22 protein-coding genes and 1 tRNA gene are annotated in these 19,590 nt (G+C 58.2%); 6 read left to right on the top strand and 17 right to left on the bottom strand.

Features of this window, described 5'->3' with window-relative positions:
- Window positions 1-47 precede the first annotated feature (47 nt).
- From AQ1_RS02800 to AQ1_RS02845, 10 genes are all read right to left on the bottom strand, one after another.
- Window positions 48-920 (bottom strand): cell envelope integrity protein TolA, encoded by an 873-nt coding sequence (locus AQ1_RS02800; protein WP_150007272.1) that lies wholly within the window; start codon window positions 918-920, stop codon window positions 48-50.
- Between the two features lie 152 nt (window positions 921-1,072).
- Entirely contained in the window at window positions 1,073-1,516 is a 444-nt protein-coding gene (gene tolR / locus AQ1_RS02805; protein WP_313981835.1) for a protein TolR, read from the bottom strand.
- A complete protein-coding gene (gene tolQ, locus AQ1_RS02810; RefSeq protein WP_042083970.1) occupies window positions 1,516-2,238 on the bottom strand; it encodes a protein TolQ in 723 nt (240 codons plus the stop codon). Before tolQ ends, tolR begins: the two co-directional genes overlap by 1 nt.
- 11 nt (window positions 2,239-2,249) lie before the next feature.
- A complete protein-coding gene (locus AQ1_RS02815; protein ID WP_042083972.1) occupies window positions 2,250-2,756 on the bottom strand; it encodes a hotdog domain-containing protein in 507 nt (168 codons plus the stop codon).
- On the bottom strand, window positions 2,753-3,799 hold the full coding sequence (gene ruvB / locus AQ1_RS02820; protein ID WP_042083974.1) for a Holliday junction branch migration DNA helicase RuvB: 1,047 nt from the start codon (window positions 3,797-3,799) through the stop codon (window positions 2,753-2,755). Before ruvB ends, AQ1_RS02815 begins: the two co-directional genes overlap by 4 nt.
- Entirely contained in the window at window positions 3,796-4,482 is a 687-nt protein-coding gene (ruvA, locus tag AQ1_RS02825) for a Holliday junction branch migration protein RuvA (protein WP_042083977.1), read from the bottom strand. Before ruvA ends, ruvB begins: the two co-directional genes overlap by 4 nt.
- The gene (ruvC, locus tag AQ1_RS02830) at window positions 4,479-5,045 is read right to left on the bottom strand and encodes a crossover junction endodeoxyribonuclease RuvC (RefSeq protein ID WP_042084175.1); all 567 of its coding nucleotides are present in this window, start codon (window positions 5,043-5,045) and stop codon (window positions 4,479-4,481) included. Before ruvC ends, ruvA begins: the two co-directional genes overlap by 4 nt.
- A 66-nt stretch (window positions 5,046-5,111) precedes the next feature.
- Entirely contained in the window at window positions 5,112-5,861 is a 750-nt protein-coding gene (locus AQ1_RS02835) for a YebC/PmpR family DNA-binding transcriptional regulator (protein ID WP_042083979.1), read from the bottom strand.
- A gap of 135 nt (window positions 5,862-5,996) precedes the next feature.
- Window positions 5,997-7,487, bottom strand: a complete 1,491-nt coding sequence (glpK, locus tag AQ1_RS02840; RefSeq protein WP_042083981.1) for a glycerol kinase GlpK — start codon at window positions 7,485-7,487, stop codon at window positions 5,997-5,999.
- Between the two features lie 68 nt (window positions 7,488-7,555).
- Window positions 7,556-8,014 (bottom strand): hypothetical protein, encoded by a 459-nt coding sequence (locus AQ1_RS02845; protein ID WP_150007271.1) that lies wholly within the window; start codon window positions 8,012-8,014, stop codon window positions 7,556-7,558.
- 89 nt (window positions 8,015-8,103) lie between these two features.
- On the opposite strand from AQ1_RS02845, the gene AQ1_RS02850 reads away from it, so the two are divergent.
- From AQ1_RS02850 to fghA, 3 genes are read left to right on the top strand one after another with little or no spacing between them, the layout of a single operon-like run.
- Complete coding sequence (locus AQ1_RS02850; protein ID WP_042083988.1) at window positions 8,104-8,883, top strand: enoyl-CoA hydratase-related protein; 780 nt, start codon at window positions 8,104-8,106, stop codon at window positions 8,881-8,883.
- A gap of 58 nt (window positions 8,884-8,941) precedes the next feature.
- Window positions 8,942-10,051 (top strand): S-(hydroxymethyl)glutathione dehydrogenase/class III alcohol dehydrogenase, encoded by a 1,110-nt coding sequence (locus tag AQ1_RS02855; protein WP_042083991.1) that lies wholly within the window; start codon window positions 8,942-8,944, stop codon window positions 10,049-10,051.
- 20 nt (window positions 10,052-10,071) lie between these two features.
- Complete coding sequence (gene fghA / locus AQ1_RS02860) at window positions 10,072-10,935, top strand: S-formylglutathione hydrolase (protein ID WP_042083993.1); 864 nt, start codon at window positions 10,072-10,074, stop codon at window positions 10,933-10,935.
- 2 nt (window positions 10,936-10,937) lie between these two features.
- Here fghA and AQ1_RS02865 read toward each other — a convergent pair whose 3' ends face one another.
- Both AQ1_RS02865 and AQ1_RS02870 read right to left on the bottom strand, forming a co-directional pair.
- On the bottom strand, window positions 10,938-11,909 hold the full coding sequence (locus tag AQ1_RS02865; protein WP_042083995.1) for an alpha/beta hydrolase: 972 nt from the start codon (window positions 11,907-11,909) through the stop codon (window positions 10,938-10,940).
- A 10-nt stretch (window positions 11,910-11,919) separates the two neighbouring features.
- Window positions 11,920-14,238 (bottom strand): TonB-dependent receptor, encoded by a 2,319-nt coding sequence (locus tag AQ1_RS02870; protein WP_052370844.1) that lies wholly within the window; start codon window positions 14,236-14,238, stop codon window positions 11,920-11,922.
- Window positions 14,239-14,398: 160 nt separating this feature from the next.
- Between AQ1_RS02870 and AQ1_RS14820 the strand changes: the two genes are divergently transcribed.
- Window positions 14,399-15,448 (top strand): AraC family transcriptional regulator, encoded by a 1,050-nt coding sequence (locus tag AQ1_RS14820; protein ID WP_042083999.1) that lies wholly within the window; start codon window positions 14,399-14,401, stop codon window positions 15,446-15,448.
- A gap of 115 nt (window positions 15,449-15,563) precedes the next feature.
- On the top strand, window positions 15,564-15,710 hold the full coding sequence (locus tag AQ1_RS15260) for a hypothetical protein (RefSeq protein WP_161760392.1): 147 nt from the start codon (window positions 15,564-15,566) through the stop codon (window positions 15,708-15,710).
- Between the two features lie 115 nt (window positions 15,711-15,825).
- On the opposite strand, the gene AQ1_RS02885 is transcribed toward AQ1_RS15260, so the two are convergent.
- From AQ1_RS02885 to AQ1_RS02895, 3 genes are all read right to left on the bottom strand, one after another.
- Window positions 15,826-17,157 carry a type II toxin-antitoxin system HipA family toxin gene (locus AQ1_RS02885; RefSeq protein WP_042084004.1) on the bottom strand — a complete coding sequence of 444 codons (1,332 nt, stop codon included), beginning with the start codon at window positions 17,155-17,157 and terminating at the stop codon, window positions 15,826-15,828.
- Window positions 17,157-17,525, bottom strand: coding sequence for a helix-turn-helix domain-containing protein (locus tag AQ1_RS02890; RefSeq protein ID WP_052370846.1), 369 nt, complete (start codon window positions 17,523-17,525; stop codon window positions 17,157-17,159). Before AQ1_RS02890 ends, AQ1_RS02885 begins: the two co-directional genes overlap by 1 nt.
- A 34-nt stretch (window positions 17,526-17,559) precedes the next feature.
- Window positions 17,560-17,636 (bottom strand) — tRNA-Arg (locus tag AQ1_RS02895).
- Between the two features lie 150 nt (window positions 17,637-17,786).
- Here AQ1_RS02895 and AQ1_RS02900 point away from each other — a divergent pair.
- Window positions 17,787-18,380: a hypothetical protein gene (locus tag AQ1_RS02900; RefSeq protein ID WP_150007269.1), complete on the top strand. Its 594-nt coding sequence runs from the start codon at window positions 17,787-17,789 to the stop codon at window positions 18,378-18,380.
- Between the two features lie 37 nt (window positions 18,381-18,417).
- On the opposite strand, the gene AQ1_RS02905 is transcribed toward AQ1_RS02900, so the two are convergent.
- Window positions 18,418-18,876, bottom strand: a complete 459-nt coding sequence (locus tag AQ1_RS02905; protein WP_042084008.1) for a PTS sugar transporter subunit IIA — start codon at window positions 18,874-18,876, stop codon at window positions 18,418-18,420.
- 57 nt (window positions 18,877-18,933) lie between these two features.
- A complete protein-coding gene (hpf, locus tag AQ1_RS02910) occupies window positions 18,934-19,554 on the bottom strand; it encodes a ribosome hibernation-promoting factor, HPF/YfiA family (RefSeq protein WP_042084180.1) in 621 nt (206 codons plus the stop codon).
- Window positions 19,555-19,590: the final 36 nt, after the last annotated feature.

The raw sequence follows: 19,590 nt of genomic DNA on the forward strand, positions 1-19,590 counted from the left end.
CTCACGCCACCGTCTCCTTTAAAGCCATCGTCAAAAGCCATCCCATCTCAGCCCCCCAGCATATCGGCGGCATCAAAGGTGAAATCGATCTGACGCCATAGATCATATTGCGCCAGCGGCAGATTTTCATAAGGCTCGCAATTCTGCACGGCCCGGCGGGCGCTTTCCGCGAAAATCCGGTAAAATTCCCGGCCCGGTCCGCTCATATCCCCGGCATCGATGAATTGCGGCGGCCGCAGCAATTGGCCATCCTGACGCAGATAAATCCGGATACGCACCTGCATATCGGCCACATCCTTGCCGCCGCTGGGCAGATACCAGCATTCCTGCACCCTTTGCCTGATCGCGGCTTGCAAGGTTGCGGTGGCCACCCGATCCGACAGGGCCGTGATGCTTTTTTGCCGCTCCGCCTCTTTTTGCGTTTCCGCATCGTCTTTTTGCGGCTGGGGCGGCGGCGCTTCTTCCTTGATCGAGCGATCAATCAGAGCCGCTACCTTTGACGCATCAAAGCGGGAGGGCGGGCGCGGTTTTGCCCTTGGGGCCACATCGATCCGGGCCCGGGGCGGGGTTGGTTTCGGCTCGGGCGCAGGCTTGATCTCGGGCTTTGGTTCCTGCTCTGGCGCGGGTTTTTCCTGCGGCAAGGGCACGGCATCCGCCGGGGCCGGGGCCGGAGCAGGCTCATTGGCAGCATAAGCCTGCTCGGGTTCCGGCTCGGGCGCGGGTTCGGGTTCAGGCTCGGGTTCGGGCTGGGGCGCATCGGTGCGGGTGACATCCGCAATCTCCACAAAACTCACCGGCACGATTTCAGCCATATCGGGCGGCGGACGGGAAAAGCGCGGCAGCCCAAAAACGATCACCGCCAGCAAACCCAGATGCACCAGCGCCGAAAGCGCCAAGCCTTCACCATAGAATTTTTTCACGCCGCCCTCAGGCATAAGATTGCATATGCCCCCCCTGATCCGCTTGCGGCCCGGCCGGTCAAACGCCCGCAATCAAGCATGATTTGATGCTGGCTGGCCTGATATAAACAGATCTTTTGCATGGCTGTGCCTGTTCCTGAGCTATTCTCGGACTATTCCGGACGATCGGCGACCAGCGCAACCTTGGTGAATCCCGCACCATTCACCGCCGACATGACCTCCATCACCCGGCCATAGTTCAATTGCCGGGCGCCCCGCACATAGATCCGCGTTTCCAGAAGGTCCCGCGTTTCGGCAATGGCCGTAAGGCGAGGCACCAATTCATTAAGGGCGATTTCAGTATCCTCGATAAATATGGCGCCAGTTTGATCCAGTGAAATCGTCAGCGGTGTGCTGTCATGCTGAAGCTGCGGGGCTTCGGCTTTGGGCAGATCCACCGGTACCCCGGTTTGCAACAGGGGGGCGGTGACCATGAACACGATCAGCAAAACCAGCATCACATCCACAAAGGGGGTGACATTGATTTCCGCCATGGGGCGATAGCGGGTCACCCCGCGCGGGTCTTTGCCCCGCATCTGAAATTGCATTCCGGCCATCAGGCGCTCCGTTCATCAAGCTGGCGGGATAAAATGGCTGAAAACTCATCGGAAAAGCCTTCAAGCCGCCCGGCAAACCGCGAAAGATCGGTGGCGTGTTTATTATAGGCAATCACCGCAGGGATGGCCGCCACAAGGCCAAGGGCCGTGGCCAGCAAAGCTTCGGCAATGCCCGGCGCCACCACCGCCAAACTGGTATTGGAGGTGAGCGCGATGGATTGAAAGCTGTTCATGATCCCCCACACGGTTCCAAACAATCCGATAAAGGGCGCGGCTGATCCCAAAGTCGCCAGAAATCCCACCTGGCCTTCCAGTCGCTCCATCTCTCTGGAGATCGAGACCCGGATCACTTTCCCCACCCGATCTTCCACGCTCATCCGCTCCACAAAGCCACGGCCCGGACTTTTGGTGGAGCGCTGCCATTCGCGCATCGCCGCCACAAAAACCATCGCCAAAGGGTGGCTGATCCGGTTTTTCAGGTCTTCATAAAGATCTTCGGGCGAAGCCCCCGACCAGAAGCGATCCTCGAAGGCATCGGCCGCCCGATTAACCTTGCGCAGCCGCAGCCATGTGGAAAATATAACCGTCCAGCTCCAAAGCGATGCCAAAATAAGCGCCAGCATCACCGATTGCACAACGATATCGGCCTGTGAAAACATCCCCCAGACAGAGAAGTCGGCGCGACTTCCCGCCAGCATCACTTCTTCAACCTGTCCGTCCATATCCACTCCTTTTAAAAGCCTGAAGCCTCTTCGGATGGGCTCACGCCTTCCAAAGTTTTCAATATCCGCCGCCACGCTTTCGGTAAGCGGCAGGGCAAACCCTGATCATTGACCAAAGCCACCCGCAGGCGCGCCGAAACCAAATGATCATCCGCACGCCAGATGCTTTGCCCAGCATCAACATAGGCCGCCCCCACATGCAACACCGTGCTGCGCACCATCAAGGCATCATCGAGCCGGGCCGGGCGCAGATAATCCACGGAAACATGGCGCACTGCAAAGCCCATGCGCGGCCCATCCGCCGGTTCTGAACCGGGCCCATCCCTTGACCCTAGCCATGCGGCAATATGATCAATCCCCAGCAGGCGCAACATTTCTCCGCGCGCCCGTTCAAAATAGCGCAGATAATTGGCGTGATACACGATCCCCCCGGCATCGGTATCCTCATAATAAACCCTGAGCGGCAGATAATGCGCGCCCGCATCCAGATATCCGCTTTCGGGGCCGGGGGCGTTCATGCGTCTGGCTCATCGGTTGAAAAAAGGTCCATCCCGGCAGCCGGGCCGCTTCTGGGTGGGGCCAGCCCCAGATGGCCATAAGCCGCAGGCATCAGCATCCGCCCGCGTGGGGTGCGCTGCACCAGCCCACGCTGGATCAGATAGGGCTCGATTATATCCTCGATGGCATCGCGCGGCTCCGACAGCGCCGCCGCCAGTGTTTCCACCCCCACCGGGCCGCCACCATAAGACACCCCGATCAAACGCAGATAGCGATGATCCATGGCATCAAGACCAAAGGAATCCACCTCGAGCCGGGTGAGGGCCGCATCCGCCGCCAATCGCCCCACCCGTTCATGGCCCGCCACCAAAGCAAAATCGCGCACCCGGCGCAAAAGCCGCCCGGCGATCCGGGGGGTGCCCCGTGATCGGGCGGCAATTTCCCGGGCACCATCCTCATCCAGCGCCAGATCGAGGATACGGGCCCCACGCCGCACCACCTTGATCAGATCATCCACATCATAAAAATCAAGGCGCGTGGGAATGCCAAAGCGATCGCGCAAAGGATTGGTCAAAAGGCCCATGCGGGTGGTGGCCCCCACAAGGGTAAAGGGCGGCAGATCGATCTTTACCGATCGCGCCGCCGGACCTTCGCCAATGATCAGATCAAGCTGAAAATCTTCCATGGCAGGATATAAAATCTCTTCCACGGCAGGATTAAGGCGGTGGATTTCATCGATGAACAAAACATCGCGCACTTCCAGATTGGTGAGTAGCGCCGCCAGATCACCGGCGCGGGCAATCACCGGGCCGGATGTGGCACGAAAGCCCACCCCCAATTCCCGTGCCACGATCTGCGCCAAAGTGGTTTTGCCAAGGCCGGGGGGGCCATAAAGCAACACATGATCAAGGGCATCGGCCCGGGTGCGGGCGGCTTCGATAAACACCCGCAAATTATCCCGCGCCTGCCGCTGGCCGATGAAATCATCAAGCCTTTGGGGCCGCAGATCGCCGCTGCCGGCATCCGCCTCATTTTCCAGGGGGGTCACGATCCGATCCGTCATCGGGCCAGTTCCTTCAACCCGGCGCGGATCAGCCCTTGTAAACTAAGGGTTTCATCGCTCTGTTGCTGCGCCACCACCGAAAGGGCGGCAAAGGCATCGGATCGCCCATAGCCCAGATTAACCAGCGCACTGATCGCATCTTCAAGCAGCGCAGCCCGCTCATCCGGGGCGCGCCCGGGCCCGCTTCCACCCGAACCACCATCCGAACCGCCAGCCATCGGTGCCGAGCCACCCTGCGCACCATCGGCAGGCGAAAGCCCGGGAACCGCAGCAAAGGCCACGCCCGCCACTTTATCTTTTAATTCCGTGACCACCCTTTGGGCAAGGCGCGGCCCCACACCCTGCGCCCGGGCCACCGCCACTTTATCCTGAGCGGCAATGGCATGGGCCAGCGCGTGAGGCTCCATCACCGATAAAATGGCCAAAGCCACCTTCGCCCCCACCCCGGAAACCGAAATCAGCAGGCGAAACATATCCCGTTCATGGCTATCGGAAAAACCATAAAGATGAATATGATCTTCGCGCACATGGGTTTCCACCACCAGCACCAAAGGCTCGCCTAAGCGGGGCAAGGCCGAAAGGGTGCGGCCCGAGGCAAAAACCAGATAGCCCACACCCCCCACATCGATCACCAGCCAATCGCTGCCCGTTTGATCGAGAAGGCCTTTCAGTTTCGCGATCATCGCCGTCTCCCGATGCGGCTATGGCTGGCTGCCCCGCCTTGAAGCGCGCCCGGCTCCCCTGCCGCTGCCGCACATTCCGCCGCGCGCAAGGCCACACCGCCCCGCTGATGGGCATGGCAGATGGCGACCGCCAAGGCATCAGCGGCATCGGCGCCTGAGATGGCAACGCCCGGCAAGAGCACGGTGACCATGGCATGGATCTGTTCTTTGGCGGCATGGCCCGCGCCCACCACCGATTTCTTGATATGATTGGGGGCATATTCCGCCACCCTCAGCCCCTTCAGGGCGGGCACCAGCAAAGCCACGCCGCGCGCCTGCCCCAGCTTCAGGGTCGAAAGCGGGTTTTTATTGACAAAAGTTTCCTCAACCGCCGCTTCATGGGGGGACCATGTTTCCAGCACCGCCATCAAACCATCATGCAATTCCACCAATCGTTCGGCCAAAGATCGGGCCGCATCGGTGCGCACCACGCCATTGGCCACATGGCGCAAGGCCGTGCCCTCGCTTTCGATGATCCCCCAGCCGGTGAGGCGAAGGCCCGGGTCCAGTCCTAAAAGCCGCATCATGCTCCCATTCTGCAGGTCAATCCCGGCGCATCCCTGAAAACCCCAAAGCCAATGGCCAGAGCATCAGGCCGCATCCAGCTTGGCCATGATCTCATCAGAAATCTCGTAATTGCCGAACACTTCCTGCACATCATCATTATCATCAAGGGCATCAAGGAGCTTCAAAAGCTTTTCCGCATCCTCTTGCGATACCGGGATCAGATCTTTTGCTTTCCAGATGAGCTTGGCGCTTTCCGGCGCGCCGAAACGATCCTCAAGCTGTTTGGCCACGGCGTGCAGCTCTTCGGAGGATGTCAGCACCTCATGGATGTCGTCATCGCTCTCCACATTGTCGGCACCGGCTTCCACCGCCGCTTCAAACAGATCATCGGGCGATCCCACTTCAGCCTTGAAGCTGATCGCGCCCACCCGATCGAACATGAAATTCGCCGAACCGGTTTCCCCCAGATTGCCGCCATTCTTGGAAAAAATAGTGCGCACATCGGATGCCGAACGATTTTTATTATCCGTGAGCACATCAACGATCAAAGCGATGCCGCCGGGGCCAAAGCCTTCATAGCGCAATTCATCATAATTTTCCGCATCGCCGCCCTGGGATGAGGCAATGGCCCGCTCGATCCGATCTTTCGGCATGGATTGGGTTTTGGCGGCCAGAATGGCCGTGCGCAAACGCGGGTTCATATCAGGATCGGGCAGGCCCATCTTGGCCGCCACGGTGATTTCCCGCCCCAGCTTGGCAAAGATTTTGGCCCGCTTTGCATCCTGGGCGCCTTTGCGATGCATGATATTTTTAAATTTGGAATGCCCTGCCATGATATCCTCTTGCGATTTGGCTCACCATCATGGGCGGCATCGGATGCTGCCCGTTTCCCTGCTTTCTATAGATTTAAGCGGATCGGGCAAGAGGCAGGCGCAAAAGAAAGCCGCCATGGCCCCAAAATGCCGCGCTCAGCAGGTTTTTACCCGGTCCACCGCATTTTGCCAGCCATGGATCAGCCCCTTGCGGGCCTCGGGCTCCATCTTTGGGGTAAAGCGATGTTCCAAAGCCCAATTCTGTTCGATGTCGGCCAGATTTTCATAAATCCCGCATTGCAGGCCAGCCAGATAGGCCGCCCCCAAAGCCGTGGTTTCCCGCACGGCAGGCCGCTCGACGGTGATATTTAAAATATCGGCCAGAAACTGCATGGCCCAATCATTGCCCACCATGCCCCCATCCACCCGCAGGGATTGCGGGGCAAGGCCATCGCTTTCCATGGCCGCCAACAGATCATGGGTTTGATAGCACACCGCTTCCAATGCGGCCCGGGCGATCTGCGCCGGACCGGTGGCCCGGGTCAGCCCCAAAAGCGCGCCCCGGGCATCGGGATCCCAATGCGGCGCCCCAAGGCCGGTGAAGGCGGGCACCAGATACACCCCGGAATTATCCGCAAGGCCTGAAGCCAAAGCTTCGCTTTCCGCAGCACTGTCGATAATCTTCAGGCCATCACGCAGCCATTGCACCGCCGCCCCGGCAATGAAGATCGAGCCTTCAAGGGCATAGGCGGTTTGCCCTTTCAAGCGATAGGCAACAGTCGAAAGCAACCGGTTTTGCGATACCGGCGGACGGCTGCCCGCATTCATCAGAACGAAACAGCCGGTGCCATAGGTGCTTTTGATCGATCCGGGGGCGAAACAACACTGGCCAATGCTGGCCGCCTGCTGATCCCCAGCCATGCCGCAGATGGGGATGGATGCACCAAAAAGGGCGGGATCGCTGGCCCCGAAATCATCGGCGCAATCCTTGATTTGGGGCAGGATCGCAGCTGGAATCCGAAACAGCCGCAGCAGCTCGTCATCCCATTCCAGGGTTTCCAGATTCAAAAGCCCGGTGCGGGCGGCATTGGTCACATCGGTGGCATGTTCCCTGCCGCCGGTCAGATTCCACAGCAAAAAGCTATCCACCGTGCCGAAGGCCAGATCGCCATTTTCTGCCGCCCTGCGCGCCCCATCCACATGATCGAGCAACCAGGCGATTTTGCTGACCGAAAAATAGGGATCGAGCAACAGCCCCGTGCGGGCCCGGAACATCTCTTCCACCCCATCGGCCTTCAGATCGCGGCATCTTTGGGCGGTGCGGCGATCCTGCCACACGATGGCCTTATGGATCGGCTTGCCGCTTTGGCGATCCCAGATGATCGTGGTTTCCCGCTGATTGGTGATCCCGATGGCCGCCACCTCATAGCCCCGCGCCTGCGCCTGTTCATAGGCCCGGCGTGCCACCTTCAGGCTGCTTGACCACAGATCGTCGGGATCATGCTCCACCCAGCCCTGGGCCGGATAATGCTGTTCAAACTCCATCTGATCGGCGGCCACCACCTGCCCCGCCTTATCAAAGATCATGGCCCGGCTCGAGGTTGTCCCCTGATCGAGCGCCATCAATGCCGTCGTTTTCCTGCTCATCACTATCCCCCAGATAAGGTCTTTGTCATTCACTATGGCCCGGGCCAGGGGACCAACGCTTTGATAGCCTAATTCCTGAATTTGGGTGGTTCAATTTTTTTAGCGCCCCTCGCTTTTTTAGGCATGTCTTTTTCAGCCTTCTCTTTTTCAATTTTGGATATTTTGGCCTTGCCGACTTTTTCCGCCTTATCCGCCTTGCCCGAGAGATCGGCCTTGTCCATCATCTCCGCCCGTTCGCGCTGATGCCGTTCTTCCATCGCCTTGCGCTCATCTGTCGATGCGCCCTTCATGATTTTACGCTCTTCCTTGTGGCGGGCATTCATCGCCTTGCGCATGTCCGCCATATTGGCCTTCATCTTTTCGGGTTGGGAGCGCATCTCTTGTTGGGCTTCGTTGGATTGGCCCTTTTGTGCTATGGCAGGGAAAGCCGAGACCACGACAAAAGCCCCCGCAATCAGGCAGGATAAGCGAGATTTGCCGTTCCTTCTCTTGACGGGCATAGCGACATTCCTTTCTGCTTCGTTCATAGGTTATAGTTGGACGCCAAGCACTTTAGCACAAAAATCCGCCCACATATGGCGATCTTCAAGCCCAATTGATCAAGGGACCAGAGCCGATGCCCGATAGCCCGGAAGACATTCTTATCACCCGAAATGCCACCATCCTCGAAATCGCCTTCAACCGCGTGCCCAAGAAAAACGCCCTGACCGATGCCATGTATCGCCAGATTGCCGATCAGCTTGAAGCCGCCGCCGATGATGAGGGGATCAGGGCCGTGCTTTTTCGCGGCGAAGGCGGGGTTTTCACATCGGGCAATGATATTCATGATTTCAGCCTGATCGCCACCGGCCAGCGGGATGCCAAGGATATGCAGGTGATGCGGCTTTTGCGGATTTTGGCGCATTATGAAAAGCCTGTGATTGCGGCTGTCGAGGGGTTGGCCGTGGGCATCGGCCTCACCTTGCTTTTACATTGCGATCTTGTTTATGTGGCCAAAGATGCGCGGCTTTCGGTGCCTTTTGTGGATCTGGCGCTGGTGCCGGAAGCCGCATCGAGCCTTTTGCTGCCCCAGATCATCGGCCCCCGCCGGGCCTATGCCATGTTTGCCTGTGGTGCCGTGATGGAGGGGGCCGAGGCCGCCGAACTGGGGCTGGCCAATGAAGCCCTTGATGCGGCGCATGTGCTTGTCACGGCGCGGGAAAAGGCCCATATGCTAAGCCAGAAAGCCCCCGGCGCTTTGGCTTTGACCAAAAGGCTGATGCGCGATGGGGCGTTGATCGCCGCGCAGATGGACCGCGAGGGAGCCTTGTTTGCCGAACGTCTCGTCTCCCCCGAAGCGCGGGAAGCTTTTATGGCCTTTGCGCAGAAGCGGCGCCCAGATTTCAGTCAATTCTGATTTCAGCAAATTCTGATTTTAGCCGCCATCAACCGCATGAAAAACGGAGAGAACAACCATGGACGTAAAAGCCGCAATCGCCTTTGAAGCCGGCAAGCCTTTGGAGATCGAAACCGTTCAACTCGATGGCCCGAAACGGGGCGAGGTGCTGGTGGAAATCAAAGCCACCGGGGTGTGCCATACCGATCAGTTCACCCTGTCGGGGGCCGACCCGGAAGGGGCCTTTCCGGCCATTCTGGGCCATGAAGGCGCAGGCGTGGTGGTGGAAACCGGCCCCGGGGTCACGAGTCTCAAGCCCGGCGATCATGTCATCCCGCTTTATACCCCGGAATGCCGGGAATGCGATTATTGCCTCAATCCCAAAACCAATCTGTGCCAGGCCATTCGCAACACCCAAGGCCAAGGGCTGATGCCCGATGGCACCTCGCGCTTTTCCTATAAAGGCAAGCCGATCCTGCATTATATGGGCACATCCACCTTTGCCAACTATACCGTGCTGCCGGAAATCGCCCTAGCCAAAATCTCCAAAGATGCGCCCTTTGATAAGGTCTGCACCATCGGCTGTGGGGTTACCACCGGCATTGGCGCGGTGATCTATACCGCCAAGGTCGAGCCCGATAGCACCGCCGTCGTTTTCGGCCTTGGGGGCATTGGCTTGAATGTTATTCAGGGGCTGAAAATGGTGGGGGCGAAACGCATCATCGGGGTGGATATCAACCCCGCCAAAAAGGCGCTGGCGCAGCACTTCGGCATGACCGAATTCGTCAATCCCAAAGAGGTGAAAGGCGATCTGGTGGGCCATCTGGTGGAATTGACCGGCGGCGGGGCGGATTACAGCTTTGAATGTATCGGCAAGCCCGCCACCATGCGCGCCGCCCTTGAATGCTGCCACAAGGGCTGGGGCGAAAGCGTGATCATCGGCGTGGCCGGGGCGGGCGAGGAAATTTCCACCCGGCCCTTCCAGCTTGTCACCGGGCGGGTGTGGCGCGGCTCGGCTTTCGGCGGGGCGCGGGGCCGCACCGATGTGCCGAAAATCGTCGATATGTATCTGGATGGGCGGATCAATCTCGATGATCTGGTGACCCATAAAATGCCCCTCGATGAGATCAATACCGCCTTCGATCTGATGCGCAGCGGTGACAGTATCCGTTCCGTCATTGTTTATTGATGCCAAAGGGTAAGGCTGACATGCAGATTCTCTCCGATCACAAGATGTTTGAAGGCCATCAGCGCATTTATCTCCATGAAAGCGAGGCCTGCCGGACCGAGATGCGCTTTGGCCTTTATGTGCCGCCCGATGTGGATGCCGCCACCGCCCCGATCCTGATCTGGCTTTCGGGGCTGACCTGCACTGAGCAGAATTTCATCACCAAAGCCGGGGCGCAGCGCAAGGCGGCCGAATTGGGCATGATCCTTGTGGCCCCCGATACCAGCCCGCGCGGCGATGCTGTGCCCGATGCGCCCGATGCCGCTTATGATCTGGGCTTGGGCGCGGGCTTTTATGTGGATGCCACCCAAAAGCCGTGGGACCAGCATTATCGGATGGAGCACTATATCGCCCGGGAATTACCGGCTTTGCTGGCGCAAGAACTGGGGCTGGGTTCAGCGCAGGAAGGCAGCGGAAAAATGGGCATTGCGGGGCATTCCATGGGCGGGCATGGGGCGCTGGTGCTGCATTTCCGGCATCCTGATCTGTTCAAAACCGTCTCTGCCTTTGCCCCCATCGTCGCTCCCACCATGGTGCCATGGGGGGAAAAGGCGTTCACCGCCTATCTGGGGGCGGATCGCGAGAAATGGCGCGCTTATGATGCCTGCGCCCTTGTGGGCACCTATAAAAGCACGGCCCATATTCTGATCGATCAAGGGCTGGCCGATGATTTTCTCGACAGCCAGTTACAGCCTCATCTGTTCGAGCAGGCCTGTGCCGAGGCAGGCCAGGCGCTGACCTTGCGCCGGCTGGATGGCTATGATCACAGCTATTATTTCATCGCCAGCTTCATCGATGATCACCTGATCCACAATGCCCGCGGGCTGACAGGCGCAACCGGCTGAACCTAAAATTCATCATCGATCAAGTGCGCCATCGCCGCTCCCAGCCAGTTACGGGCAGCTTGGGCCGCCCTGAATTGATGGAAGGACAGGAAGGCATGGATCGCCCCCTCAAAGCAGCGATCATGGGTCTTCACCCCGGCATGTTTGAGGCGCGCGACGAAAATTTCATTCTCGGAACGCAAAGGATCATGCCCGGCAGCGATCAGAAAAGTGGGCGGAAGAACAGAAACATCCTCGATAAAAAGGGGAGAAAGAGCCGGATCGGCGCGGTTGATGGTGGCATCGGGCACATACCAATCCGCTGTGGTATCGATGGCATCCCGATCCAGAAGATAGCCGCCGCCGCCCCAATCCATGCGCGATGGATAGGCCTCATGCGGGCGGCTGATATCCAGCATTGGATAGATCAGATATTGCGCCCTGAGCGCCAATTCGCCACCGCCATGCAGCCGATGCGCCACCACAGCGGCAAGATTGCCACCGGCGCTATCGCCCATCACCCCAAGCCGGGCCGGGTCGATACCAAGCATTGATGCATGGCGCACCACCCAACGCAGGCTATCGATACAATCATGAAGCCCGGCGGGAAAAGGGTGCTCCGGCGCAAGGCGATAATCCACCGAAAGCAGCGCAACGCCGCTGCGGTCGCACAGATCACCAGCCAGTTCATGATAGCTGTCAAGATCACCCATCGCCCAGCCGCCACCATGAAAAAACACGACGAGTGGAATCGCCCGCTCGGTTGCCACAGGACCGGCAGGCCGATAAAAGCGGGCGCCGATCGGCCCATCGCGCCCCATCAGGGACAGATCCTCACTCTGACAGGCTGGCACCCTGGACGACACCAAACCGGTAAACAAAGCATGGCTCATCTCGCGCGCGGCCACGATACCAAGCTCGGCAAAGCTCGGCCCATCCGCCGCTGCCGCGTTCATTTCCCGCAAAAAAGCCGCGGCATCATCATCCAAAGTCATCTATTGGCCCCTAAAAGTGATAAAACAGCCGCAGATCCCAGCTCCGGCGATTGCTGAAAAATGCTGTTTCCACGCCCGGAAATTCCGCCAGATTAAAGCCCTGCACGCGGATTTCCCGACCGGTGATATTCTTGCCGCCCGCGCGCAGTTCCCATCTGTCGTCATCGGTTTTCACCGAAATAAAGGCATTGAGCAGAATATATTCGTCCTGACGCAGCGTCGGTGAATCGGTGATTTCATTAGCCACATCACCGCGATAGGCGGCATCCAGATGAAAAACGCCGAGCAGGCCATTGCCAACCGGCTGTTCCCATGTTGCCCCCAAACTGGCATTCCATTTCGGTGAGTTGATCAGGTCACGATCACTGACATCTTCCGGCACACCATTCACCAATGTGATGAACTCTTTATATTCGGCATCCAGAAAGCCAACCGTGGCATTGATGGAAAGCCGATCCAAGGGCCGAGCTGCAAGCTCAAACTCCACGCCCTGAATACGAGCTGCGGCTGCGTTGCTGAACAGACTCTGGAAAAAGCCGGTCTCGGCATCCCGCCCGAAAGACGTGACCTGCAAATCGCGATAACGGCTGTAAAAATAGGTGGCGTTCATAGCCAGCCGATTTTCCAGCCAGCTTGATTTCACACCCCCCTCGAAGGTCCAAACCTTTTCCGGGGAGAAAGGCTGAAATTCAAATTCCGTGGAACCCCGCCCGTCAAATCCACCGCTTTTGAAGCCGCGTGAAACTGAAGCGTAAGTAAGCAGCCCATCCCTTGGCGCATAGGACAAGGCGATCTTCGGTGTCAGCGCATCCCAATCCTCCTTGCCCGAAATGGTGTTGAGCGGCGTACCAACGCCTGCAAGGAAAGGCGGAAAATCCTGCGCCACCCGAATATCGGGCGCAAACAGCTCGAACCGTCTGCGGGAGCTTTTTTCATCATAGGTATAGCGCAATCCCAGTTCCAAACTGAGGCTGTCGCTCAGATCGATGGTGGAATGGCCAAATACGGCGATGGAATCGGTCCGCTGATCGGTATCGGCGAGCTGGCTATTGGGGGCAAACAGGGCCAGCGGCAATCCGAAAGCCGGCAGCGCCCCTGCCTGCGCATCAAAGCCCGACAAGGTGAGATCAGAATCATGGAAGTAAAAAACGCCGCCGGTGAAGGTAAAGCCCCTGCCATTATCATAGCTGGCCCGAAACTCCTGACTGACCTGCCACTGATCTTGAAACAATGACACATCCAGCACCGGCAGGGGCGAGCCATCGGTATCCAGCACCAGATCGAAATCCATGTCCCGATAAGCCGAAATCGATTCTAAAGACCAGCTTTCGGAAATCTGCCAGTCGGCTTTCAAGGTAAAGCCAAAGCTGGTCAGATCATTCAACCCATTGGCATTGGTCTCAACCACGAAGGGATCATCATTCGGCGGCAGAATCACCCCTTCGCTCGGTGCATTGAAGGCATCTGGAAAGGCCAGCAACGGCGTTTCGCGGATGGGGCTTTTCGATGTATCGGGGCGATCCAGCTTGCCATCGGCCGTCAGGGTCACGGTCAGGTCATCATTAGGCGTGAAGGTCAGCGCCCCGCGCCAGGCAAGGGATTCGGTATCACCATCACGTTTTCCGGTAAAACTGTTGCGGTTGATGCCATCATGATTGGTCAGTGCAACCGCCAGCTTGGCATGCAGCTTGTCCTTGATGATAGGGCCGCCAACCCGTCCCTTCAGGGTCAGAAATTCGAAACGGCCGCCGCCAATCTCGAAATCCGCCTCAAAAGCATCTGGCGGGGCGCTAGAGATGAACTTGATGGCGCCACCGGGCGAATTGCGGCCATAAAGCGTGCCCTGGGGGCCACGCAAAACCTCCACCCGTTCCACATCGAACAAATCCAGGAAAGCGGCCTGCGTTCGGGAAATGAACACATCATCCACATAAACGGCGACACCCGATTCGACGAAGGCAAGGGAATCATTCTGCCCCACACCGCGCAGAAAGATAACGGCATTCGATGCATCGCCTTCTTCCAGATACAGATTGGGCACGGCATATTGCAGACCGCTAAGATCATCAGCCTGCAAATTTCCGATCAGATTTTCCGAAAAAGCAGAAACCGCCCCGGGCACTTCCTGCAGCGTTTCCGACCGCCGCCGTGCTGTGACAATGATTTCCTCAAGAACCGGCTGCCGCGCAGAAAAATCCGCCTGCGCCTGCGCCTGCGCCTGCTCCTGCGCCTGAGCCATCACCGGGAAAAGCGCAATGGCAGCGCAGGCCAACCCCGTCACGGATAAAACACAGTGGCCCAGATGGCCTTGCGCCGGGCTGCATCTCATATCATCCTCCCCTCATTCATGTGCGCGACCCTCGGAAGGGTCGTCTGTGATTAAACACATCATAAACCGGTGGATATGGCGGCGACGAGGACAGCCCGGATCAAACAGGGTGTACAATTTCGCTCATGTCGTCGAAACTACGTCAGCAAGGGAGGATCAGATGGCCCGAACCTTAGGCTTCGACGGTGGTTATGCCGTGCCGATCATGACGCTGAAATCGCTCTCTATCATGACAGCGGCATCGGGCGATATTGTCGCGCGGATCATGCGTGATCTGGGCCTGCCCCAAAATCTGGAGCATGCCGGGCCAGAAGACGAGATCAATCTGGCTGATTATTTCCGTGTTCTGGAACAGGTATCGCTGGAAATCGGGGACGAAACCTGCAGGCTGTCGCAGCGCTCGCTGATGCCGGGATCAACGCATTTCGTCTGGTCGGGCGCGGCAGGCGAAGGTGAACTGCGCGCCGCGATGAAGCGAGTGGCACAGGCCTATAACATGCTGCATGGCGGCCATTATAATGGCGTGCGCGAAGATGCCGACAGCATCACCTATCTGATCGATGATCGCGGCTTTCCCTATATGCGGCAGGATGAACAGGGCTATATCCATATCTTTCTGGAATGCGTGCTGGTTTTCCTGCACTGCACGCTCATGCTGCTCGCTGGCGACGCGTTGGACGGCAAGCTGCGCAAGGTCTGGACGCGGCGTCCACGCCCCGAGGGGCACCGAGCGCATCTGGAATTTCTTGGTGTTCCGATCCGATGGAACGCGCGCACCTATGCCCTGAGCTATGATGTTTCTGCTGCCAGCCTATCTGTGACGGGCAGTCCGACCGGATTGCCTGCGGAAAATGCCGTCTATCGCAAGATCGTCGATCTGATCGAAGCGCGTGGCCCGAAACAGCCGACGCGGATGTCGATAGCCGACCGGGTTTGCGCACAATTTGAACATGGCATCAGCGAGCAATCCCTGATCGCGCGTGCGCTGGGAATGAGCGTTGCAACCCTGCGCCGCAGACTTGCGGATGAGGGTGTGGATTTTCGCGGCCTGAAACAGCGGGCGCTCAATGACAGGGCAAAAATCCTGCTGCGGCAGGGTTATGATCTTGCCGAGATCGCAGACTTACTGGATTACGCAGATTTTCGCAGCTTCACACGTGCTTTCAAGGCGCAAAATGGCCTTACCCCCGCGCAATATAAGCAAGGATGAGCGCGAGATCAAAATGCCTCTTTCTCCGGGGGCGGGTGTGCCAGCTCTGGTTACGGTTGGAGCATGCGATCCACAGGGCGGGTTCCGACACACTGAAGACAAACGGCTAGAAAATATGAACGAATTGTTGTTGGAAGCGGGTGCCGATAGCGGGGCGGTGGATAGCATGGGAAATTCGGTGCTCTGGTATCTCGAACGGAATGAGCAGTTGACGACCGATGAACGGCAATCGCTCCATACTCTCCTTGGGTCGCAGCCCTAGCGTTCACATGGCGGAGAGCTTATGAGCCATGCGTAAAAGCCACTGCCATGGAAACGGTATCACCGCCGCTTTGTTCAGGCATCACACCAACCTCATACAACGAGCATGGCTGGTATCAGCCATTCAAATACGCTTCGATCTGCTTCGCTCTCGTGCTTGCGCCAGTCATGATAGCCTCTGCCATGGCGGCTGGCACGCGGGCGTCCAGTTGAGCTGTCAGGGCTTCTGAGGCGCGTGGCAGCGCGCTCACGATCTCGCCCATCACCTCATGCAACACGTCGAGCGGGAAGCCTGCGCGCTTTGCGGTCTGCGCAAAATGGCGTGGTGCAATTTCCGTCACCTTGTATCTGCGCTTGTTGCCGATCGCCATGGCAAGCCGGAATGCCTTGCGGGGTATCTGGCGGCGATCATGCTGCCACTGGGTGGACAGAATGTCGTAGAGCGGTGTCAGCCTGAAGCGCCCCTGCGGTCCCAGAAACAGGGAAAAATTCTTCGCGTGGCCGTCGGTCGCACCGATCAGCCAAAAGATGATCTGCGCCTTCATGAACGCGCGCCGGTCGGCGTCCGGGTGATCGCTCGATTTCAGGAGGGCGATGCAGTTTTCGATGCCGGGGCCGCCGTCGCTTTCATATTTGCCGGTCGGCAGGATGCCGAGCGCCTGACATAGATCTTCCTGAGGAAGCCGCAGGAGACGCCCTTTGCCGTCAAGGCGGCGATCAAAGCGCTCAATGCTGAGAACAAGAAGATCATCGTCAAGCTGAAGGATTTCAGTCGGGGCCACGGCCAGCCCAAGGGCACGGCAAAGCGCCATAGAGACATGCTCGTTCTGCACGCTTTCGGAGAGGTCCACCTCACCATCGGGGGTTTGGACCCTCCCGATCTGGGGCTTCAGGATATGGGTGGTCGGGGTGGTGCCGGTCGGCACCATCCACTTGCCCCCATGATAAAGAAGGGCGGTTTTGTCCTGTGCGCCCGCCAGCGAAACCCGAAAGCTATCATCGCCGCCACGCATGCCAAGAGGCGCGACGCTGAGCAAGCGAATGCGCTCGGCGATTGCCTCTGCGGTTATGGGCTCGCCTTCCGGCGGGCCGGGCCGCGCAGGCGGCATGTCTTCGGGCAGGAATTGAAGCGCGCCGACGCAATCGCGGCCAAGCGCGGCGAGCATTGAGAAGGCATCTGTCCCGTCCGCGCCCACTCTTGCCGCGATCCGTGCCCGGATGCGATCATCGTCTGGAAGCAGATTGTCGAAGACCGCCCTAACGGCGAGGCCGGTAAAGGGGCGGTCCACCAGCGGCATGGAGCGGGAGACCGGGATCGCATACTCCCAATCGAGCCAGTCCTGGACGTAGCCGAAGCGCGTCGCACCATCGGCGGCGCGCGCAAGCCTGCCTACAACGCGCCCGTTCAGCGCGACAGTGAGCACGCCGGATTTGCGCCTCCGGCCCATCAGAACAAGTCCTCAAGGCTCGGCGTGGTTTTGCCGTCGCGCGGACTGAGCGCCACCTCAAGGCCAAGGGCGGCCATGATCTCGAAGATAACCTGAAGCTCGGAGCGCGGCTTGCCACCCTCAACGGCTGAAATCGTCTGCTGGCGCAGTCCGGCTTTTTCGGCGAGCTGTGTCTGGGTCAGGCCCTGACGCTTTCGCTCCCGTTGAAGCGCTGCGCCGAGCTGTTGGGGATCGCGTATTGGCATGGTGTTCCTCCACCGTTGAATATACGCGATCGCGGATAAAAAGGCAATATCCGCGTTCGATGATAAAATGACTTTATCCGCAAGCGCGGATGAAAAGCCGATGCCAACAAAAGCTGCTGACAAGCGCCAAGGGAATTATTTTATAGGAGGGGGAAAATGGCGCGCTCGGAGAGATTCGAACTCCCGACCCCCAGATTCGTAGTCTGGTGCTCTATCCAGCTGAGCTACGAGCGCGTGATCATCATCAATTTTCAGCCGCACAGCATTGCGGTGAGGTGGCGGACCATATAAACATCCATGAAGGCTGGCAAGCCCTTTATTCACAGAAATCACAGTTCTGTGGCACGATAAGGATATGGCCGCTTTTCATCAGGGGATATCCGCATGCGCATCATAACCATCGCCAAAAGCTTCAAACATATAAGCACCACGAAAAGCAGCATCCCGTTCATGGCCATGCTCTTTGTGGCTGGCTGCTCTGCCAATGAGGGATCATGGCCACCGCTAGCAGGGGATCCCCCCGCCAGCGAGGTGACCCTGCTGCCCGCCGTTGCGATGCCACCGCCTTCGCCTTTCAGCCAAAACCAAAGCCCCCTTGAAGCCAAGGCCGTGCTTGCTGAACTGCCGACCCGCCTTGAGGCCCTGCTCGAGGACGCTGCCAAAAATCGCCGCCAATATGAAGAGGCCAAACAAGCGTTAACGATTGAAGAGAATACACAATTACAAGGCATGAGCTATCGCACGGCCCAACTTGCGCTTTCACGCTTGAGCCAAGTGGAAAGCCGGCTTTCCGCCCTGTGGCGCACCACCGATACGGCCCGCGTCACCCTTTATGCCGGCCAAAATAATAGCGATGATGTGCCAAGCCAAAATCTCGAGAGCAGCCTGCAAAGGCTGGAACAGGCCGTGGCCGGGCTTAATAGCTATCTCAAGGAAGAACGGCAGGCCTTGATCCAACCATCAACGGCCGAGAATTAATCAGCCCGCATCAGCCCAAAAATCGGACAGCCGATGATCAGGCCGCCGCCGCCTTGCGCAAAAGCAGGGCATGAAGGGCATCGCCGCCCTCAGCCCCACGCAATTTTTCACACAGGGCCTTATCCCGAAACAAACGCGAAACCCGCGCCAAAGCCTTGAGATGATCGGCCCCTGCCCCTTCGGGGGCAAGCAGCAGAAAATACAGATCGACCGGCCGATCATCCATGGATTCAAAATCGATAGGCTCGTTGGTGCGCGCAAACAGCCCAAAAACCTTATCAAGACTCGGCACTTTCCCATGGGGAATCGCCACGCCCTGGCCCACACCGGTGGTGCCCAAACGCTCGCGCTCGGTCAGAATGTCGAAGAGAGTTCGCTCCGGCATTCCGATAAGCTCGGCCGCATGTGCAGACAGATCTTGCAGAACCTGCCTTTTGCTTCTGGATTTGAGCCCCGGCAAAATGCTTGCGGGCCCGATCAGATCGTCGATTTCCATCCCGCTCCAACCTGTGTCTGAACACTGAGTGCAGCCCTAAAAAGGGCCTGCGCATCCTTAAATCTTCGTTTCAGCGGGATCAACCCAACCGATATTGCCATCCGGCCTGCGATACACAACATTGAACTGGCCATTTTTGCGATTGCGAAACATCAAAGCCGGCTGATCGGACAAATCCATCAGCATCACCGCATCCCCAACCGAGACATGGGGAATTTCGGTGCGCGTTTCCGCCACGATCACCGGCTGATCATCTGCCACATCGCCATCACCATGGGCGCCATTCAAATCTGCCGCATCATCGGCATCTTCTTCATCAGGCTGCAAAACATAAGCCTGAGCGATCAGCGCCACTTCTTCTTCCATCCCGGCGCGACCGGATGTATGGCGATCTTTAAGGCGTCGTTTATGCCGACGCAACTGCTTTTCCAGTTTATCCAGTGCCAGATCAAAAGCCGCATGGGCATCATCGGCTTCAGCGCTGCTTTGCATATGAATGCCCTGGCGCACATGCAAGGAACAATCGACATGGAAAAAAGGCCCGGTTTTCGAAAGGGTGACATGGGCTTCGATCGAGCGACTGAAATATTTCTCGACCATCGCCTCAAGGCGATCATCGATATAGGTTTTCAGTGCATCACCAACATTAATTTTCCGCCCGGAAACATTGATCTGCATCCTGTCAGCCTTTCCATCCGTTTGATTGAACCAAAG

This window comes from Iodidimonas nitroreducens (genome assembly GCA_000710935.1).
Taxonomy (GTDB): domain Bacteria; phylum Pseudomonadota; class Alphaproteobacteria; order Sphingomonadales; family Rhodothalassiaceae; genus Iodidimonas; species Iodidimonas nitroreducens.

What these genes read in the sequence shown, in the direction of transcription:
- tolR (WP_313981835.1), bottom strand. Translation starts at nt 1,516, where the DNA reads ATGGCCGGAATGCAATTTCAGATGCGGGGCAAAGACCCGCGCGGGGTG.
- tolQ (WP_042083970.1), bottom strand. Translation starts at nt 2,238, where the DNA reads ATGGACGGACAGGTTGAAGAAGTGATGCTGGCGGGAAGTCGCGCCGAC.
- AQ1_RS02815 (WP_042083972.1), bottom strand. Translation starts at nt 2,756, where the DNA reads ATGAACGCCCCCGGCCCCGAAAGCGGATATCTGGATGCGGGCGCGCAT.
- ruvB (WP_042083974.1), bottom strand. Translation starts at nt 3,799, where the DNA reads ATGACGGATCGGATCGTGACCCCCCTGGAAAATGAGGCGGATGCCGGC.
- ruvA (WP_042083977.1), bottom strand. Translation starts at nt 4,482, where the DNA reads ATGATCGCGAAACTGAAAGGCCTTCTCGATCAAACGGGCAGCGATTGG.
- ruvC (WP_042084175.1), bottom strand. Translation starts at nt 5,045, where the DNA reads ATGCGGCTTTTAGGACTGGACCCGGGCCTTCGCCTCACCGGCTGGGGG.
- AQ1_RS02835 (WP_042083979.1), bottom strand. Translation starts at nt 5,861, where the DNA reads ATGGCAGGGCATTCCAAATTTAAAAATATCATGCATCGCAAAGGCGCC.
- glpK (WP_042083981.1), bottom strand. Translation starts at nt 7,487, where the DNA reads ATGAGCAGGAAAACGACGGCATTGATGGCGCTCGATCAGGGGACAACC.
- AQ1_RS02845 (WP_150007271.1), bottom strand. Translation starts at nt 8,014, where the DNA reads ATGAACGAAGCAGAAAGGAATGTCGCTATGCCCGTCAAGAGAAGGAAC.
- AQ1_RS02850 (WP_042083988.1), top strand. Translation starts at nt 8,104, where the DNA reads ATGCCCGATAGCCCGGAAGACATTCTTATCACCCGAAATGCCACCATC.
- AQ1_RS02855 (WP_042083991.1), top strand. Translation starts at nt 8,942, where the DNA reads ATGGACGTAAAAGCCGCAATCGCCTTTGAAGCCGGCAAGCCTTTGGAG.
- fghA (WP_042083993.1), top strand. Translation starts at nt 10,072, where the DNA reads ATGCAGATTCTCTCCGATCACAAGATGTTTGAAGGCCATCAGCGCATT.
- AQ1_RS02865 (WP_042083995.1), bottom strand. Translation starts at nt 11,909, where the DNA reads ATGACTTTGGATGATGATGCCGCGGCTTTTTTGCGGGAAATGAACGCG.
- AQ1_RS02870 (WP_052370844.1), bottom strand. Translation starts at nt 14,238, where the DNA reads ATGAGATGCAGCCCGGCGCAAGGCCATCTGGGCCACTGTGTTTTATCC.
- AQ1_RS14820 (WP_042083999.1), top strand. Translation starts at nt 14,399, where the DNA reads ATGGCCCGAACCTTAGGCTTCGACGGTGGTTATGCCGTGCCGATCATG.
- AQ1_RS15260 (WP_161760392.1), top strand. Translation starts at nt 15,564, where the DNA reads ATGAACGAATTGTTGTTGGAAGCGGGTGCCGATAGCGGGGCGGTGGAT.
- AQ1_RS02885 (WP_042084004.1), bottom strand. Translation starts at nt 17,157, where the DNA reads ATGGGCCGGAGGCGCAAATCCGGCGTGCTCACTGTCGCGCTGAACGGG.
- AQ1_RS02900 (WP_150007269.1), top strand. Translation starts at nt 17,787, where the DNA reads ATGCGCATCATAACCATCGCCAAAAGCTTCAAACATATAAGCACCACG.
- AQ1_RS02905 (WP_042084008.1), bottom strand. Translation starts at nt 18,876, where the DNA reads ATGGAAATCGACGATCTGATCGGGCCCGCAAGCATTTTGCCGGGGCTC.
- hpf (WP_042084180.1), bottom strand. Translation starts at nt 19,554, where the DNA reads ATGCAGATCAATGTTTCCGGGCGGAAAATTAATGTTGGTGATGCACTG.